Below are 17,530 nucleotides of genomic sequence, written 5' to 3'. Positions count from 1 at the left end.
CTACGGGAATCTTGTTATTGCGCCTACCATACGATTCAGCGGAGAGAGATGTAAGTTATAATTTTGTAACCTTTTTGGAGCGCCATTCCACGGGGAGTGCGTCCTGCCAAGAAAAGCGCTGTAGCAAACCGGCAAAACAGGTATCTATAGGCGCATTGATGCAGAGCTCGGCGCCGCTTACTGGGTGTTTAAAGCGTTGTTGTGCGGCGTGTAGCAATAATCTTGGGCATTCAAGCTGTTCAGTAAAATAGCGATTATGGCGGCCGCGACCGTATTTTGCGTCGCCGATAATGGGGTGCGAAATGTGCTTTAAGTGCCGCCGCAGTTGGTGGCGACGACCAGTAAGGGGCTGCAGGGCTAGCAGTGAGTAACGAGACTGTGGGTAGGTTTCGATCTCAACATCGAGTTGGTGCTGGCCCAGTAGCTGAAAGTCGGTGACGGCGGTTTGGGCCGCCGCAGTTTGGCTTTTGACAATGCGCTGATCGGTGACCTCGGTTAAAGGGTGGTCAATATGGCCGTGGCTTGGGCAGTAGCCTCGAACAACCGCAATATAGGATTTTTTGATGTTGTGATTGCTAAAGGTTTGCCCTAATTCAGCGGCGACCTGCGCACTTAATCCAAATAACAAAACCCCAGAGGTTGGTTTGTCTAAGCGATGGGCAGGGTAGACGTATTGGCCGATTTGATCGCGGAGCAATTGAATGGCAAAGCGGGTTTCGTGGCGGTCAATGGGGCTGCGGTGAACCAGTAGGCCGCTGGGCTTGTTGATGGCGATAATGTGTTCGTCCTGGTACAGAACCCCTAATGTCTCAGGTATCGCTGTTGGTGTGTCGCTAGATTGCATTTATCTTATGGCCTTAGATGAAGACTTTGTCATATTCACGTTCTTACCTTGTTTGAGAATTATCGACGGTGTTAGATTCCCGCCTATAGGTATCAAGCCAGACTAGTGAGAGATCACTTTATTGGAGAGTCAGCGTGGCAAATAAGTATCCTTGTAAAACCGTCGATATGACATTTTTTGATTCTGCCCCCTTTCGCTACATCGCGGAGGTTGAAGTGAACGCTAGTGCGGCGGCGGTATTTGCGTCTTTTGAAAATGCTGACGATTGGCCGCGCTGGGCAATGCCCATTCAAAAAGTGGAGTGGACAGCACCAAAGCCATTTGGAATCGGCACCACGCGAACGGTGAGTATGGTCGGCGGTCTCGTTGGCTATGAGGAGTTTATCGCGTGGGAGCGTGGTCGGGAAATGGCTTTTTGCTTTACTCATGGTAGCAAAGACAATATTGAGTCATTTGCTGAACGTTACGAAGTTGATCTTATCGATGAGCAGCGCTGCCGAGTACGCTGGACAATGGCAATGAAGCCAAAGGGCTTCAGCAAGTATTTTTTACCGGTGTTTAGTCCCGTGATGCATTTAGGTGTAAAAATGATGCTGCGCAAATTTGCCCGCATTGTTGAGGGTCGACGCTGTTGAAGCGCACGACCCTCGCTAGGACTTAACTTTGACTGCGTGCTATTTCTTCGTCTAGTAGCGCGATAATCGTATTCACATCATCCGCAGATAACTTCCCTTCTTTTAAGTAGCGAATCTTGCCGTTGTGATCCACTAAGATAAACGCGACGGTTCCCTTTTTTAGTTGCCAGGCCTCAATGCCGCTGCCTTTTTCGTCTGCTACGAGAATAGCTTTGGGGTGCTCACGCTTGTTTTTTTCCAGCTCGCTACTGACTAATCCAGCGGTGCCCCAAAGCGCATCGTTTAGGTTAACGACGCTGATGGATTGGAAACTGCCCGGCTCATAGTCACGTTGATTTAAGCGCTCTTTGAGAGGGGCGATAATGCCATCTGAGGACATGCGTGCTGCGACATGAAATATTAGGGCGGGGCTGCCAGTGCTAATTTGCGCGGTAGACCAAGCTTGGTGACGGACTTTGTCTCCGTCTAGAATTAACTCACCCTTAGATGGAACGGCAAAGCTGGGTAAAGTGCCGCCTAGCTCTATCGCCGCACAAAAAGCAGAAGCGCTAATAAGAGAAAGACCGAGTACAATATTTTTAATATTTATCATGTGTGTCGCACCTAGATAATTAGGGGTTGGTCAAAATTCCGGCTCAGAATAGCACAGCCTATTGGACGTAAAGATGACGCTTAGTTCATCTTTGGCTAGTTATGGATAAGTTGAATTAGTCTACGCGCTCAAGATGAACATCAACTGAATGAATTGCAGAAACTCGATGACGCACCCGTCAAAGACAGGCGCTGGTATAGCGGACTTGCGGTGGGTTTTGGCAAACTGCTGAGGTAAATGATTGAGTGTTTATCACTCACGACTTTGTTGTTTTATTTTCTCAGCGCTTTCTTTACTGATAGGGTAGAAGTGTCCTAGGCCGCAGGATGCGCCAGGTAAAAAACCAGAGCCGACGCTATTTAACACCGTAATCACATCGACGTTACACAACTCGCTTAGCGAGGTTCGGTACATCACGGTTCTGTGCCGAGATAAGCCGTTGCAGGAGTGTGGGAGGTCGTTTAAATAAATTTCTTTCCCATTCATATAAAACAGGATGCTGCGTTTGTCGACAACATCCATGCGCTCTATTCGGCGCAGATTGACGCAACGTTCCGGCTCGCCAGACACCAGTTGTCGATATGGGTTTTCCTGTGTTTCATCTGCATGTGTGAGTGCGGTGAAACACAGACTTAGGACTAGGCTGATTAAAAGAGGTATTTTCATCGTTATTCCCCAGTGTCTTAATTCGTCGATAAGTCGTCATGATTCCTCAATTCGGCGAGAAATGCGAGTAGCCTAAAAGGCTGCTTTTTACTACTGCTCCTGCGTCTTGTATAAAGGGCTTATTCAGAGGTCTGAAGTTTTAAACCCACGGATACAATTCGCTCGCCTTCTATATTTTTAACGATAAGTTTTATCGTGCCTAGTCGGACGTGGTCGCCGACAACGGGCTTGCCGTGAAATTGATGAATAATAAATTCAGCGACTGAATTGTCTCCTACCGCAGGGTCTACTGCAAAGCCATAGGCTTGAGCGATATCAGATAATTTTGCGTCTGGGTTCAGGGCAAATTCGCCAAAGAAATAGCTGGTTTCAATGGGTGGCGTAGGCAGTTGTTTTGCAAACACCCGACTCAGCGCGGATTTCGCGCTGCTTGATGACAGCAGCACAACCTGGTCGTCACTTGTTAGTGTTGTTCCCCCAGTTTGCTCTACTAGGATTCCCTTGCGAATAACCCCAACGAGTTGGCTGCCTTCTTTTGTGGGCAAATTTTTTGTTGCTAAGCCGGCTGCGCGACTGTTTGGGACAACACTGTATATCAGTAATTCTTTGTCTTCATCATGCTTTAATTTTAGATGCTGATGATCTGGTTCTTTGTCTGATGGCGGTAGCTCGATCTGCATCCATTTTGCCATTGGCGCAATGGTCCAACCCTGCAATACAAGGGAAATTAGCACGACGAAAAATACCAATTCAAAATAGGTCTGGGTGTGCTCAAGTCCGGCCAATGAGGGGAACAGGGCGAGAATGATGGGAACCGCGCCCCGCAAGCCGCACCAGCCAATGAAAACCTGCTCTCGCCAAGGAAAGTGGAAAGGCAGCAAAGACAACCAAACCGCGATAGGCCGCGCCACGAAGATAAGTACAAAGGCGATGCCGAGGGCGGGCAAAATGATAGGGATTAGATTGCTTGGCGTGATAAGTAAACCCAGCATGAGGAACATGCCAATCTGGCTTAGCCAGGCCATGCCGTCGTGAAAGCGGTGAACGTCGTTGCTAAAGGGCAGCGAGGCATTGCCAATCATGGCGCCGGCGATAAAGATAGCGAGAAAGCCGCTGCCGTCAATTATGGTGGTTGCACCGAATATACTTAGTCCTCCAGCAAGGCTAAGCAGGGGATAAAGCGATGGCGTGAGCTGCAGGTTCTTTAGTAGTCGAGTCAGTAAGTAGCCGCCGGCAAGGCCAATGATGATGCCTAATCCCAATTGGCTGACTAATTCTTGGGCTACCGTCCAGCCTGGGCTCGCGTCACTATTACTAATTTGCAGTATTTGCACCATGGTAATGGTGAGGAATATTGCCATTGGGTCGTTTGATCCCGACTCTATTTCCAGTGTTGCGCCGGTGCGTTCCTTTAGCTCTAAACCTGCTGTTCTTAGTAGCCCAAACACGGCTGCGGCATCGGTGGAGCCGACAATAGCGCCTATTAAAAGGCCTTCCTGCCAAGATAAGTCTAATATCCAGTGCGCGGCAAAGCCGGTAATCGCGGCGGTTGCAAATACACCGACGGTGGCTAGGGAAAGCGCGGGTTTAAGGCTGACTCTAAAACTGTCTTTGCGTGTGCCTAGTCCACCGTCAAATATAATAACGGCCAGTGCGAGGTTGCCGAATAAAAAGGCGAGGCTAAAGTCGTCGAATTTTATTCCGCCAAAACCATCTTCGCCGGCAAGCATCCCAAGTAAGAGAAACACCAATAGTAATGGCGCGCCAATACGGCGTGAAAAAACGCTCGCAATGACACATAAAAAGGCGAGCAGCGCGCCTCCAAAGATGTATTGATAAATTAACTCTATAGTCACTCAGTAATCCTGGTTATTGCCGTTGTTTTAGGGCGGTCGTGGTATTGGCGTTCTACATTTTTTGGACCTTCTTGCTTCCTCCTTGGGTTGGTTTGAGCGCTATATTGTAATGCAAATTGAAGGCGGGGAGACGGCCCTGTAAATTTATTCGCTTTAGGGGAGGTCAATCATCGTCGCTAGCGGCGGCAAATTTTTTGGTGTGGTTTTATGAAGGGATAGGTGTTCGCAATTATTGAATTTCATAAAGGCGGGGAGTGCTTTGCACAGCGCTTGTGAGAACTCCTCAATCTTTTTTAGTGAGGCTTCTACTGCCAAATGGTGAATGTGTAGATGTGACGCCCGTCGATCTGCCTTGCAATCCATTCTCGCCACTAGCTGACCATTCCACAAAATTGGTAGTGAGAAATAGCCGAATTGGCGCTTCTTTTCTGGCACATAGCATTCTATCAAATAGTCGAAATCGAATAGGGTTTGCATGCGTTTGCGTTGTATCAGCAGATTGTCGAAGGGCGATAATATGGCAAGCTTATTGCGCGCCAAGGGCTTATTGAGAAGATCGAGCGAGGCTGCTAGGGCGTAGTAATGGCTTCCCGCGACATTAATGTCTAATAGCTCACCGTTAGCGCTCATGTCGCGTGCAGTCGCCGTGAGCAATGGTTTGATGTTTTTAAGTAAATAGCCGATTTCTGCGATTTGTCCAAGACCATTTGCCTGCAGATAGCGGGTGATGAGAAAGCGGGCGTATTCCTCTGGTGATGGCGTCGTCGTATTGATGTTGGGCGGTAGCACTCGTTCGCTTAGGTCATATACTTTATGGAAGTTTACCCTGCTTGAAATCATCAGCTCACCCTGCATAAACAGGCTTTCTAGTGCGCGTTTAGCGGGCTTGCTAGTCCATTCACCGAGTTTTTTACCGCTGTGCTCAAAGTCTTTGGCCATTAATGGGCCTTCGGCACTGATGCGCTTTAGTACGGCATTCATCAGCTTTTTGTCTGGCGCATACCAATGACGTAGTTCGCCACTCGCAATGGCCTTTTTACGGGGCAGACTAAAACGGTAGTCGCACGTTGGTAAATAAGCTGCCGCGTGTGACCAGTATTCAAACACCTTTCTGTCGGCGACGAGCTGGGTTAGTTGCTCAGCGTCATAACGGGGATTGCGATTCCACAAGGTGTGGTGGTGGGCGCGCTGAATAGCCGAAATAGTGTCGATTTGAATATAGGCAAGATGCTCAATCGCAGCGAGTGTTGCTGCCGTGGCATTACCGCTTTGTTTGGTGGCAGGTAGCCGCTGGGAGTGTAATACCAGTTTTCGAGCTTCTTGAAGCGAGAGCGAATGAGTCATATTACGTGGTATTAAAACAGTCTCGTTGATAAGAGGCTTAGGTCATTAACGCACTTTTATGGATTTAGGCGTATTTTGCGAGAATGCGGGTGATGTCTTCTACACCGCTTTCCATGTCCTCCGTTAGCGCAGAATGTTTCTCCAGTTCTTGGGTGACCGCGCAGGACATCATAGTAAAAAAGGCCTTGTCCATGGCTTTGCGAGCGGCGGACATTTGCGCCGCGATGGCTTCGCATTCTTCGCCATTTTCAAGTTGGCGTTGAATGCCGCGAATCTGACCTTCAATGCGGCGCAGGCGATTATTTAAATCTTTGCGTTTTTTGTCCCACTTATCCATAGCTGGCTCCGAGTTTTGCTCGTGATTGGCTCGAATGGTTATCGCCGTCGTGGCGATGGCCTAGCGAATACGATTTGTTGATGATTATACGCCTATGGGTATATTAGTCAGGTCTTGTTTTTGGTGACTGGCGATTTAGCGATGTCCGGTATTCGTATTGTTTACCCGCCGAGGAATGGTACTATGCGAGCGAAATAAAGAGTTTAGGTGAGCTTTAAAGCTGCCGCCGTTGATATTGAGAACAAGTATTTATGCGTTTGCCCGCTTTTTTATTACGTCGCCTGCAGGCGAAAGCTGAAGAAATTACCCGTCGCACCCCCAGCAAAGTCATTGGCACAGATTATTTGACCCGTTGGTACGTCATTCCCCGCAATCGAATGTTTAATATGTATCTTCACCATGTAACAGGTGATGATCCAGACACGAATTTGCACGACCACCCTTGGGTGTTTAATTCGTCGGTGGTGTTGCGCGGCAAAATATTAGAAGAAATGCCTGCCAAGGAGCGGATACTGGAAACCGGCAGTTTTACAACCCGTTTGGGGCGTGCGCCGCATCGTTTGGTTTTACATACACCCGACAGTTTGACCTTGTTTATTACCGGACCAAAAATTCGGAAGTGGGGCTTTTATACGCCTACAGGATGGGTGAATAGCAAGGCGTATTTGCGCGCCGATGGCAATGGTCGCAATGTGACGACGCTGTATGCTGTGCCAACAAATAAAGGGCATGTATCGCAAGAAAGTGTTGAGAAAAAATCAGCCTAAGAGCCCTGAATACGCTAGGCTAAGAATAAAATTTCCAATAATAAGAAAACGATATGAAAACAAAAATAAAAGCTGTAGCGATACGCAATGTTATAAAAGTAGATGTTTGGCGGCGCTGGCTCGGTAAAACTGCCAAACATATCGCCGTTCGCAAATCGAATATTGAAACTGCCCACGGCGATATCCCGCTTCGTATTTATCAACCTCCTGGTGAGGGGCCCTTTCCGGTGGTGATGTATTACCACGGTGGTGGCTGGGTAATTGGTGATTTGGACGTTTACGACCCTCTGTGTAGGGATCTGTGCGACCGCAGTGATTGTATTGTAGTGGCGGTTGATTATCGCTTGGCGCCTGAACATCCTTTTCCCGCTGCGCCAGAGGACTGTTTGGCGGCACTTAAATGGACCTACGAGCATATCGCCTTGTATGGCGGTTTGCCAAACTCAATTGCAGTGGCGGGAGATAGTGCCGGTGGTAATCTCGCGGCGGTAACGAGCCTGCAAGCGCGGGAGTGCTTACCTGGTGTGGTGAAGGGGCAGGTATTAATTTATCCGGTCACCGACCACTACGAGCCGGGTACGCCGTCATATATTGAAAATGCGAACGGCCCGGTGCTAACGCGCAAATTAATGATGTGGTTCTGGGATACGTATTTGCAAAACAGCCCGCTGTTAGAAATGGGGCAGACGCGGCACCCCCGCGCCACGCCGTTTATGCGAAGTGATTTAGATAATTTACCGCCGACCTTGCTTATCACTGCCGAGCGCGACCCGCTCAGGGATGATGGCGCTAATTACGCGGCGCGTCTGAGCCAGCATGACAATACGGTGCAATACAGTTTATATGCCGGTGCTTGTCATGGCTTTGTGGGTTTGCAGGGGCCTAATCCGCATCACAACAAGGCCGTGGATGAAATCAGCGCGTGGCTGACGGCCTTATTCGGCGTTTAGTTAATCTTGCGCTCACGGTCTTTCCAATAGGGTTCGCGTAGGGTTTTCTTCAGAATCTTTCCTGATGGGTTGCGAGGCAAGGCTTCGTAAACCTCTAAGCGTCGCGGTATTTTGAAACCGGCGAGTTTGTCTCGGCAAAACGCAATTAACGCTTCAATAGTTATGGTTTGATCCGCCGCGCAAACTACACAGGCAAGTGGCGTTTCACCGTATTTATCATCGGGAATGCCAATCACCGCGACGTCGGTAATGGCGGGGTGTTTACTCAATACGTTTTCGATTTCGATGGGGTAAATATTTTCCCCGCCGCTGACAATCATGTCTTTCATTCTGTCGCGCAGGAAAATATAGCCGTCTTCATCGATCATGGCCGAGTCGCCAGTGTGTACCCAGCCGTCTACTACGGTCTCGCGGCTGGCTTGCTCTAAATTGAAATAACCTTGCATATTAGACTCTGAGCGAATCAATAACTCACCGGTAACACCGCTAGGTAGCACATCGCCTTGCTTATTAATTACTTTGACTTCTACGCCAGCCAGCGGGCGGCCACAGGATTGTAATAGCTCGGGTCTCGCTTTTAGTGCTAAGGCGTGGTCGGCGGGGGAAAGTGATACAACCGTGCCGGTGGTTTCTGTCATGCCATAGCATTGATAAAAATCACATTTAAAAATGCTTGCTGCTTTTTGGAGTAAGCCGGTGCTAATGGGAGATGCGCCGTACAGTAATTGCTTTAGATGACTAAAGTCTCGCTGTTCAATATTTGGCACGTATTCAATAATCGCCATGATCATGGCGGGCACAATAAACATATTGTCGATTTGTAGCTGTTCTAAATCGTCGGCGATGGCGAGGGGATTAAAGCTGCTGTGTAACACCACACTAGCCCCAGCTAGAATGGGAAGTAATAAGGTGCCAGAACCGCCGATGTGAAAATTGGGTGCACAGACCAAGTCGCGGGTGCCGATGCCTGACTTTACTGGCAGCGAGGTTTGGCTCATGGTGTATAGGGCGACAATATTGTGATGACTGATAACAACGCCCTTAGGATTACCTGTGGTGCCGCTGGTATATAACTGCAGAAACGCGGAGTAGGTGTTGGATGCAGATGTCATGCTAGTAGCTTGGGGGGCAGCGTTTTCTTGTAGCCAATGCTGCCAGTTGCGACGCCCCTGTTCTGTACTAGAAATAATTGTTAACTCGCTAACTAATGGCCGTAGGCCATCAAGTAATTCGTTGAGCTTGCCGTCCGGTGCGAGCAGTAATTTGGCTTGGGCATCACGTATAACATACAGCACCTCTGCGGGTGCAAGCCGATAATTGATAGGTACTAGCACTGCGCCGATACGGCTACAGGCCATCATTAAACTTAAATATTCAGGGCAGTTCTCGCATAGCACCGCCACTCGATCGCCGTGGCTTACTCCTTCTGCAAGCAGAGCTTGCGCGAGTTGTTGTGATTGTTTTGCGATGTCTTGGTAACTGTAATGCTGTCCTGCAAATATCAAGCATATATTGTCGGGATTACGCTGGCAGTGAAAATCAAAGAACTGATGAATTAGCATTTATAAACATCTCACGGTGTTTTATTTTTATGGTTTGCTTGATTGTACTGTAATTACTTACGTCGACAAGCTCAGCATAGATTATTGTGTCTGGTGTTCCGGTTTTATTGTTGCCGCTGTGGCATGCTGGCATAGTTATTTGGCTATGCTAGATGTCCCTAGTATCTTTGTATAAAACTAAGCAGGTGAGGGTTGTGTCGTGCGTACACCGACGGTGTGTTCTGAATATCTGGTGGATTTGCTCCAGTACATAGAAAATCACGGTATTGATGCCAAGAGCCTTATTTCTGCCGTGGGGTTTACACCCGAGCAGCACTTGACCGTGCAGGGGCGGTTTCCGCTGCGTCTGTTTGAAGTCATTTTAGATGTGGCGAGTGTCATGTTAGATGATACATTTTTAGGTGCGCACGCCGGCGCTGATTCGTCGCCGACTGCTTGGGGAATGGTGAGTTATATCGGAATGAGCGCGCCAAATTCTAGGGCGGCATTCGATGCGGTAGCAAATTTTTCGCGTTTGTTAATCGATCACGGCGATGTGATGTACAGCGAGACCGAAGACGAGTGGACTTGTTTGACCTGGGTGGTGCCCGAGCGGAAGCCGGTGTCGCGGCAATTGACAGAGTTCTTTTTCACAAGTTGGTATCGTGCGAATAAGGTGATTTTAGATCGCTGGTGTAATCAGCGTGAAGTGTATTTTAGTCATTCTGGGCCGACTGAAAAGGGCGAGATTGAACGTATCTTAGAGGCACCGGTAAAATACAATAGCGATAGTAATGTGGTGAAGTTTGATCGTCATTTTCTTGAGCGCCCAACGCGCTTTCCCCATACCGGCATTTACAATTCTTTGGTGCAAACTGCGCGTTCTGAGCTGGCAAAGCTGCAAATGGAAGATCGCATTGTGAAAGATGTTATTGCTTGCGTAGTGCGGCAGTTACCTAGCGGTGTGCCCAAATTAGAAGAGGTTGCCGCTGAACTGGGTATGGCGCCGCGCACGCTGCAGCGGCGTTTAAACAATACCGATACAAATTTTAAAAGCCTCGTTGACGATGCCCGTAAACAACGATCTAAACAGTTGGTGAATGAAGGGGAGTTGGCGCTGCTGGAAATTTCAGCGGAGCTGGGTTTTAGCGATCAAAGTTCTTTTCAGAAAGCCTTTAAACGCTGGTTTGGATTGGCGCCAGGTCGGTATCGAATGAATCAGCAATTATCAAATAATTCTATCAGCTAAGTCTATATTGCTACTGCCCGACGGCCATCGTGAACTCCCGCAGCCATAAGACTGCGGGGTCGTGCTCTACGCTTTTATGCCAGAACAATTGCAGTTCTAGTTTTGGTGTTTCGAAGGGCAGGGGGCGGCTCGCCAATTGCCAGTGTTTGGCGACGGTTGCAGGTACGGCGGCAATAAAATCAGACTGTGCAAGTAGTGCTGGCAATGCGGCATAATGCTGCAGTCGCAGCGCGATGCGGCGCTTTTGGCCAATAGATCGCAGTGCTAAATCAATATGCCCCGAGCCTTTCATGCGGCTGGAAACATGAATGTGCTCATGCTCTAAAAAGTCGTCTAAATTTAATTGGGTGGCGGTCAGAGGATGGCTTTCACGCATCACGCAGACATAGTCGTCGGCCTGTAGGGGTTGGCTAATTAATTCAGGGTGACTAAGCAGTGGCGCGTCGACGGCGAGGTGTATATTGCCACTGGCCATTTCATAGGCAACTTCTCTCCGGTCTATAAATACAACTTCTAAATCAATATGCGGCGCCTGCTGCTTAAGTTGCTTTAGTAATGTGGGTAGTAAAATTAGCTCGGCATTTTCGGTGGCGTGTAATCGGAATGTGCGGTTTGCGGTGCTAGCCTCGAAGGGAATGCGCGTGGCAATGCAATTATCCAAACTCTTTAAGGATTCCCGCACTGTGGAGACGAGTTGTCGCGCGAGTGGTGTTGGTGTCATGCCGGAGCTGGTACGGACAAACAGTGGGTCGTCGAAAATACTGCGCAATTTCGCAAGCGAACTGCTGACGGCGGGCTGGCTGACATGCAGAACACCTGCGGCGCGGGTCAGGCTTTGCTGAGAGTAGATGGCGTCAAAGACAGTAAACAGATTTAGGTCTATCTTTGAGGTGTTCATAAAATCCGCCCTGAAATGTAATACATTTGATTCTTAATAAGTGTAGCTTATTATGCTTGATAAAAATAATAAATTTCAATAATGATGATATGGCCGTTATGATGTTGCCTGTATGAAATTATTCACGCCGATAGCCGAATTTGTGGCAAAGGTGACGCGGGCGGCAATATCGCGCGCACTTATAGCAGGAGACAGCTGTGGCTGAAGTGATAGTCGTTCGGCACGGGCAAGCCGCCTTTGCTACAGATGATTATGATCGTCTAACGGAAGTGGGCTGGGAACAGTCCCGCTTGCTAGGAGAGCATTTTGCCAGTGCTGAGCAGCATTTTGATGCGGTATTTACCGGCACAATGCGGCGTCATCGTGAAACCTTGGCGGGAATTCGTGATGCTTTGGCGCAGGCTGACATTGCGACGCCTAACGCTGTGGAGCTGACAGGGTTAAACGAGTATGACTTTCATAGCTTGGTAGACGCCTACATTGCGCTGAATGGCGATGTTTACGAGGGGGTGAAGCTCGACCTGTCCGATTCGCGGATGTTCTATCGCATTTTACGGCTAGCGCTGATGGCGTGGAGCCGTGATGAATTGATAAATGTCGCAGAGCCTTGGCAGGAATTTGAAGAGCGGGTTCGCAGTACCTTGGCGGCCTTGTCGGCAGTAAAGGGGCGCGTTTTGGTCGTGACATCAGGTGGACCTATTAGCGCCTTGTTAAGAGAGGTGTTAAAGCTGGATGTAGAAACGATGGTGAACACTAATCTACAGGCAAAAAACACGGGGGTGACACGCTATTTCACCCGTGGCATGAATTTTAGTTTGAATATGTTTAATGCAGTGCCGCATCTGGAAAGCTCAGGGCTGCGTCATTTAATTACTTACACTTAACCGGCACTTTGTCGCCGCGTAACGCTAATGAGGATTTAATCATGGATCTTACTCCCAGCCTGAAAGGACAAGCGCTCTTAAAGAAACTCAGCGTGTTTATGGATGAGCATATTTATCCAAACGAAAAAGCCTACGCTGAACAATTGCACGGCGCTAAAGACCGCTTTGCAATTCTGCCACTAATGGATGAATTAAAAGATAAGGCAAAACAGGCTGGTTTGTGGAATTTGTTCTGCCCAGAAGAATACCCCCAGTACTGTGAGCATGGCGGTTTAAGTTTTGTTGACTACGCGCCGTTGGCTGAATTGATGGGCCGCGTGTTGTGGGCACCTGAGGTGTTTAACTGCAATGCACCTGACACTGGGAATATGGAAGTATTCATGAAATACGCGACTGACGCCCAGCGCGAGAAGTGGCTAACGCCACTGCTAAATGGTGATATTCGTTCTTCTTACGCCATGACTGAGCCTCAAGTTGCCTCTAGCGATGCCACCAATATTGAATTAAGCATTGTTAAAGAAGGCGACGAATGGGTACTAAATGGTCGCAAGTGGTTTATTACCGGCGCGATGAACGAACGCACCAAAATCTTTATTGTGATGGGTAAATCTGATCCTGAAAATCCAAGCCGCCACAAGCAGCAGACTCAGGTTTTAGTTCCCAAAGGAACCGCTGGTTTGTCGATTATTCGGCCCTTAACGACTCTCGGTTATGATGACGCGCCCATCGGTCACGCTGAAATTGTATTCGACAATGTGCGGGTGCCATTAGAAAACGTATTGTTAGGTGAAGGTCGCGGTTTTGAAATCGCCCAAGGCCGTTTGGCTCCCGGACGTATGCATCACTGTATGCGTTTGATTGGCGCGGCGCAGCGCTCCCTCGAATTAGCCTGCAAGCGTGCCGTGTCACGTACTACTTTTGGGAAACCGCTGAGCAAGCACCAGTCAGTGCGCGAAGAAATTTCTCGCAGTTTTTCTGAAATTGAAATGGCGCGTTTGTTGGTCATGAAAACCTGTAAGCAAATTGACGAGCAGGGCCCCATGCAAACCACCGACATGATTGCGGCGACGAAAACGACGGTTCCGCTGCTGGTGCAGAACGTGATTGATCGCTGCATGCAATTGCATGGTGCGGGCGGTCTGACCGAAGATTATTTCATGGCCGAAGCCTTTAACTACGCGCGTTGGTGCCGTCAGGCCGATGGCCCAGATCAAGTGCATCAGATGGCTCTGGGCAAACAAATCATTGACCGCTACGCGGGTTAAGGGAGAGCACGATGGCAAACGAATTTGAGCTCGATATTGCCTCATTGACGGCGTATCTCGAAGCGAATGTAGACGGATTTAAAGGGCCACTCACTGCAGAGAAATTTGCGGGTGGGCAGTCTAATCCTACTTATTTGATTGAGGCTGCCAGTGGTAAATATGTGCTGCGGCGCAAGCCACCAGGTGAATTGCTTAAATCTGCTCATGCGGTAGACAGAGAGTTTCGGGTAATGCGGGCCTTGGCCTCAACCGAGGTGCCCGTGCCTAAAATGCGTGTTCTCTGCGATGACGACAGCGTTATCGGCTCGATGTTTTACCTGATGGATTTCCTAGACGGTCGCATCATGTGGGATGCGGCTTTGCCAAAGCAAACACCTGCTGAGCGCACCGCAATTTACGACGCCATGAATAAGGTGTTAGCTGATCTACATAATGTAGATATCGAAAAAGCAGGTTTAAGTGATTACGGTAAACCCGGTAATTATTTTGAACGTCAGCTAAGCCGCTGGACAAAGCAGTACCGCGCGAGTGAAACCGAAACCGTCCCATCTATGGAAAAAATGATGGTATGGCTTAGCGACAATCTACCTGAAGATGATGGTTTGGTATGCATCAATCACGGTGACTTCAGACTAGACAATATGATGTTCGCCCACGACAGCAGTGAGGTTTTGGCATTGCTTGATTGGGAGTTGTCTACCCTTGGTCATCCTTATGCGGATCTGGCATACCAGTGTATGCAACTGCGTATTCCTAGCGATGCGGCCATTCCTGGCTTGGGTGATGTCGATCGCGAAGCCTTGGGTATCCCGTCTGAGAAAGCCTATGTTCAGCAGTATTGTCAGCGTCGCGGCATTGCCGAAATCGACAATTGGATATTCTATTTGGCATTTTCCTTTTTCCGTTTGAGCGCCATTTTGCAAGGCGTTTACAAGCGTGCTTTAGATGGTAATGCGTCCAGCAAAAAAGCGATGGATTATGGTGCACTAGCCGCGCCATTGGCTGATTTAGGTTGGGCCTTGATCGAAAAGGGCGAATAGTAATTTAGAGAATTGATGTATGAATGAAGCAGTGTTGAAAAGTCTCGATTTGTCTGGGCAAATTGCCTTGGTCACGGGAGCCTCTGGTGGTTTAGGGGCGCATTTTGCAAAAGTCTTGGCGCAGGCTGGGGCGACTGTTGTGGCAGCCGCTCGTCGCGTTGATCGACTTGAAACCCTCGTGTCTGATATTGATGCGGCGGGGGGCAAGGCAATGGCGGTGGCAATGGATGTAAATGACAACAGCTCTGTCGTTGCCGCATTTGCGCAAGTTCAAGCTAGCCTTGGTACGGTGACCATTCTTGTTAATAATGCGGGTGTTGCCGACCCTAGCCGCTTTGTCGACAGTACCGAGGAAAAGTGGGACTTTACCGTCGATACTAATTTAAAAGCGGTGTGGCGGGTGTCGCGGGAAGCGTCGGAGCGAATGATTCAAGCAGGCGCTGCCGGCAGCATTATTAATATTTCATCGATTCTTGGCTTGCAGCCAAGTTCAAATAATACCTTGTATGCAACCGCCAAGGCGGGTGTTATTCAGCTTACGAAAAACAGTGCTCAAGAATTGTGGCGACATAATATTCGGGTCAATGCCTTGTGTCCCGGATATTTCGAAACTGAAATTAATTCTGATTTTTTTAAGTCTGAAAAAGGTGAGCAGTACTTAAGTAAAATACAGCCGCGCCGCTTGGGGCAAATGGACGAATTGAGCATGCCTTTGCTGATGCTTGCGAGTTCGGCTGGGTCGTTTATCAGTGGTGTCGCACTGCCGGTAGATGGCGGTCATTTGGTGCAATCGCTGTAATGAAAATACTGAACCCTGAAGCACTGCTTTAGGGTTCAGTCTAATCCCGTTTGCTTTCGCAGTTTGTTTATCTCATCTTGACTCATCCGTCCCTCAATAAGTGGAATATACGGTTGGATTGCCTCAAGCATAAAATCTCTAAAAATACGGATTCGCGCCGTGGTGCGCAGATCTATATGAGACAGCAACCAGAAGTCTAAACCTGGCTCGATGTAGTCACTCTCAATTCGCGTCAGCTTGGGATCTGAATCCCCTAGGCCACAGGGCAGCAATGCAAAACCAAAGCCCTGTGCGACCAAATCGTAGGCAATGCTTAGCGAGTTTACACGGTAGCGAACCAGCATATTTGGAAAGGTCTTTTGCATCCACGCCGGTACGGTGTGGCCGTCGCCCATCCAGGTGATTCCGCATATGCCTTGCTCGCCGTTCAAATAGCTTTCATAAAGTGCTTTGTTGCCGTATATGGCATAGGCAAATTTAGTGATCTTGGTGCCAAGTACATTTGGCGGTGGCTCATTCGTCGTCCGAAAAGCGATATCTGCTTCGTGGCCGGCCAGATTAAAGGTGTTCTCAGAAGCAATAAGCTCAATGTTGATGTCGGGATAACGCTCCGAAAAGGCCTTGAGCCCAGGCATTAATATACGTTGTATGCACACATCTAAGGCTGTGACCCTGAGCTTGCCACTCAATTCCTGACGGTCAACTTGCACTGTGCGCTGGATGCCGAGCACCTGTTCATTTATCTGCTCAGCGGATTTTAGTACCGCTTCTCCCACTGGGGTAATCAACCAGCCGCTGGTAGAACGATCAAACAAGATTGCGCCCAAGGCCGCCTCGAGCCCGCTAATGCGCCGCGACACGGTGGCGTGATTTACGTCTAGCTTCTTAGCGGCTGCGGTAACCGAGCCCTCGGTGACTACCGCAAGGCAAAAGCGAATATCGTCCCAGTTGATTGAGTCCATGACAGCTAGCCTGATTTAAAATGAGCATTTTTGCACATTGAGTGGGTCTTTAGTGTGTTTCTTGTGCGCAGATATAGATATTAGGTGTCGTGACAGGAATGGGCAAGCCAATACCGATAAATGGGTTTAGAAAGAATGTTGAGGGGGGAGGATAAAATATGCGCAGTGATCGGATTTATGCTGCTATTGCTTGGCGGAAGATTTTCGATTTTCGCTTTTGGATTTCCGATTGTTTCTGATGGGCAGTATCAGCTTAAGCCAAGATCGAATGCTTTAGCAGCGACTTCTGCGCGATTACTCACTCCTAACTTTTCATATATGCCGCGAACGTGGGAGGCGGCAGTGTGATAGCTGATATTCAATTTATTGGCGACATTTTGAATACTATCTCCCTGTACGATCATTCTGAGCACTTCGAGTTGGCGAGGAGTTAAAGATTCATCTAAAGTTAGTGTTGTTTCTCTGGCAAAAGACCCCATTATTTTTTTCGCGATCATTGGTGACAAGGGTGGTTGGTTTTGTCGTATTCGCTGCATTTCATCTGCGAGTAATTGCTGGTCTTGGTCCTTTAATAAATAGCCGTCGGCGCCGGCTGCAAGGGCAGGGAATAGATGCTTGTCATCATCATATATGGTTGTTATTACACAGCGGGCGCTACGGCGACGCTGTTTTATATCCCGCAATATTTCCAAGCCGCTGCCATCCGGCAGTTTTAGATCGATCAGATTAATGTCGGCAATCTTTGTATTTGTAAGCACTTTTTTGGCAGATTGAATGCTGTCGGCAAGCTCGATGGAGATACCAGGAAATGCTATTTCAAGTGCACCAATTAACCATTGCTGAGCCTCGATAAAATCTTCCAAGATGAAAGCAGTGCTTATTCGCTCATCAGTCATAAGTG

18 protein-coding genes are annotated in these 17,530 nt (G+C 48.6%); 8 read left to right on the top strand and 10 right to left on the bottom strand.

The annotated features are described in order from the left end of the window. Nucleotides 1-55: 55 nt before the first annotated feature. Nucleotides 56-844, bottom strand: coding sequence for a pseudouridine synthase (locus C0068_RS05730; RefSeq protein WP_103683530.1), 789 nt, complete (start codon nt 842-844; stop codon nt 56-58). Nucleotides 845-978: 134 nt separating this feature from the next. Here C0068_RS05730 and C0068_RS05725 point away from each other — a divergent pair, with 134 nt between their 5' ends. Then, nucleotides 979-1,479 (top strand): SRPBCC family protein, encoded by a 501-nt coding sequence (locus C0068_RS05725; protein WP_103683529.1) that lies wholly within the window; start codon nt 979-981, stop codon nt 1,477-1,479. 22 nt (nt 1,480-1,501) lie between these two features. Here C0068_RS05725 and C0068_RS05720 read toward each other — a convergent pair whose 3' ends face one another. The 5 genes from C0068_RS05720 to C0068_RS05700 form a co-directional block, all read right to left on the bottom strand. Then, nucleotides 1,502-2,071, bottom strand: coding sequence for a YtfJ family protein (locus C0068_RS05720; protein WP_103683528.1), 570 nt, complete (start codon nt 2,069-2,071; stop codon nt 1,502-1,504). Nucleotides 2,072-2,323: 252 nt separating this feature from the next. Continuing rightward, nucleotides 2,324-2,737, bottom strand: coding sequence for a DUF6491 family protein (locus C0068_RS05715; RefSeq protein WP_103683527.1), 414 nt, complete (start codon nt 2,735-2,737; stop codon nt 2,324-2,326). 119 nt (nt 2,738-2,856) lie between these two features. Then, nucleotides 2,857-4,593 (bottom strand): potassium/proton antiporter, encoded by a 1,737-nt coding sequence (locus C0068_RS05710; protein ID WP_103683526.1) that lies wholly within the window; start codon nt 4,591-4,593, stop codon nt 2,857-2,859. Between the two features lie 153 nt (nt 4,594-4,746). Continuing rightward, on the bottom strand, nt 4,747-5,937 hold the full coding sequence (locus tag C0068_RS05705; RefSeq protein ID WP_103683525.1) for a winged helix-turn-helix domain-containing protein: 1,191 nt from the start codon (nt 5,935-5,937) through the stop codon (nt 4,747-4,749). A 64-nt stretch (nt 5,938-6,001) separates the two neighbouring features. Next, nucleotides 6,002-6,274, bottom strand: a complete 273-nt coding sequence (locus tag C0068_RS05700) for a metal-sensing transcriptional repressor (RefSeq protein ID WP_103683524.1) — start codon at nt 6,272-6,274, stop codon at nt 6,002-6,004. 251 nt (nt 6,275-6,525) lie between these two features. Here C0068_RS05700 and C0068_RS05695 point away from each other — a divergent pair, with 251 nt between their 5' ends. Both C0068_RS05695 and C0068_RS05690 read left to right on the top strand, forming a co-directional pair. Then, entirely contained in the window at nt 6,526-7,041 is a 516-nt protein-coding gene (locus C0068_RS05695) for a hypothetical protein (RefSeq protein ID WP_103683523.1), read from the top strand. 53 nt (nt 7,042-7,094) lie between these two features. Further along, complete coding sequence (locus C0068_RS05690) at nt 7,095-7,991, top strand: alpha/beta hydrolase (RefSeq protein WP_103683522.1); 897 nt, start codon at nt 7,095-7,097, stop codon at nt 7,989-7,991. Here C0068_RS05690 and C0068_RS05685 read toward each other — a convergent pair. Continuing rightward, on the bottom strand, nt 7,988-9,553 hold the full coding sequence (locus C0068_RS05685; RefSeq protein ID WP_103683521.1) for a long-chain-fatty-acid--CoA ligase: 1,566 nt from the start codon (nt 9,551-9,553) through the stop codon (nt 7,988-7,990). The genes C0068_RS05690 and C0068_RS05685 overlap by 4 nt on opposite strands. A 199-nt stretch (nt 9,554-9,752) precedes the next feature. Between C0068_RS05685 and C0068_RS05680 the strand changes: the two genes are divergently transcribed. Continuing rightward, nucleotides 9,753-10,781 carry an AraC family transcriptional regulator gene (locus C0068_RS05680; RefSeq protein ID WP_103683520.1) on the top strand — a complete coding sequence of 343 codons (1,029 nt, stop codon included), beginning with the start codon at nt 9,753-9,755 and terminating at the stop codon, nt 10,779-10,781. A gap of 10 nt (nt 10,782-10,791) precedes the next feature. Here the strand turns inward: C0068_RS05680 and C0068_RS05675 are convergent, their stop codons facing one another. Then, nucleotides 10,792-11,679 (bottom strand): LysR family transcriptional regulator, encoded by an 888-nt coding sequence (locus C0068_RS05675; RefSeq protein WP_103683519.1) that lies wholly within the window; start codon nt 11,677-11,679, stop codon nt 10,792-10,794. 197 nt (nt 11,680-11,876) lie between these two features. Here C0068_RS05675 and C0068_RS05670 point away from each other — a divergent pair, with 197 nt between their 5' ends. Genes C0068_RS05670 through C0068_RS05655 form a run of 4 tightly spaced genes read left to right on the top strand, consistent with a single transcriptional unit; the run spans nt 11,877 to nt 15,667 of the window. Continuing rightward, nucleotides 11,877-12,563, top strand: coding sequence for a histidine phosphatase family protein (locus tag C0068_RS05670; RefSeq protein ID WP_103683518.1), 687 nt, complete (start codon nt 11,877-11,879; stop codon nt 12,561-12,563). 41 nt (nt 12,564-12,604) lie between these two features. After that, nucleotides 12,605-13,828, top strand: coding sequence for an acyl-CoA dehydrogenase family protein (locus C0068_RS05665; RefSeq protein ID WP_103683517.1), 1,224 nt, complete (start codon nt 12,605-12,607; stop codon nt 13,826-13,828). 11 nt (nt 13,829-13,839) lie between these two features. Next, the gene (locus tag C0068_RS05660; RefSeq protein WP_103683516.1) at nt 13,840-14,868 is read left to right on the top strand and encodes a phosphotransferase; all 1,029 of its coding nucleotides are present in this window, start codon (nt 13,840-13,842) and stop codon (nt 14,866-14,868) included. Nucleotides 14,869-14,887: 19 nt separating this feature from the next. Further along, on the top strand, nt 14,888-15,667 hold the full coding sequence (locus tag C0068_RS05655) for an SDR family NAD(P)-dependent oxidoreductase (RefSeq protein WP_103683515.1): 780 nt from the start codon (nt 14,888-14,890) through the stop codon (nt 15,665-15,667). A gap of 35 nt (nt 15,668-15,702) precedes the next feature. On the opposite strand, the gene C0068_RS05650 is transcribed toward C0068_RS05655, so the two are convergent. Together C0068_RS05650 and C0068_RS05645 are read right to left on the bottom strand one after the other, a co-directional pair. After that, the gene (locus tag C0068_RS05650; RefSeq protein ID WP_103683514.1) at nt 15,703-16,629 is read right to left on the bottom strand and encodes a LysR family transcriptional regulator; all 927 of its coding nucleotides are present in this window, start codon (nt 16,627-16,629) and stop codon (nt 15,703-15,705) included. A 248-nt stretch (nt 16,630-16,877) separates the two neighbouring features. After that, complete coding sequence (locus C0068_RS05645; protein WP_103683513.1) at nt 16,878-17,525, bottom strand: LuxR C-terminal-related transcriptional regulator; 648 nt, start codon at nt 17,523-17,525, stop codon at nt 16,878-16,880. Between the last annotated feature and the right edge of the window lie 5 nt (nt 17,526-17,530).

This window comes from Zhongshania marina (assembly GCF_002915595.1).
In the GTDB taxonomy this organism is placed as follows: Bacteria; Pseudomonadota; Gammaproteobacteria; order Pseudomonadales; family Spongiibacteraceae; genus Spongiibacter; species Spongiibacter marinus_B.
The sequence above is the reverse complement of the archived record's forward strand: the minus strand, read 5'-3'. Positions and strand labels throughout refer to the sequence as shown.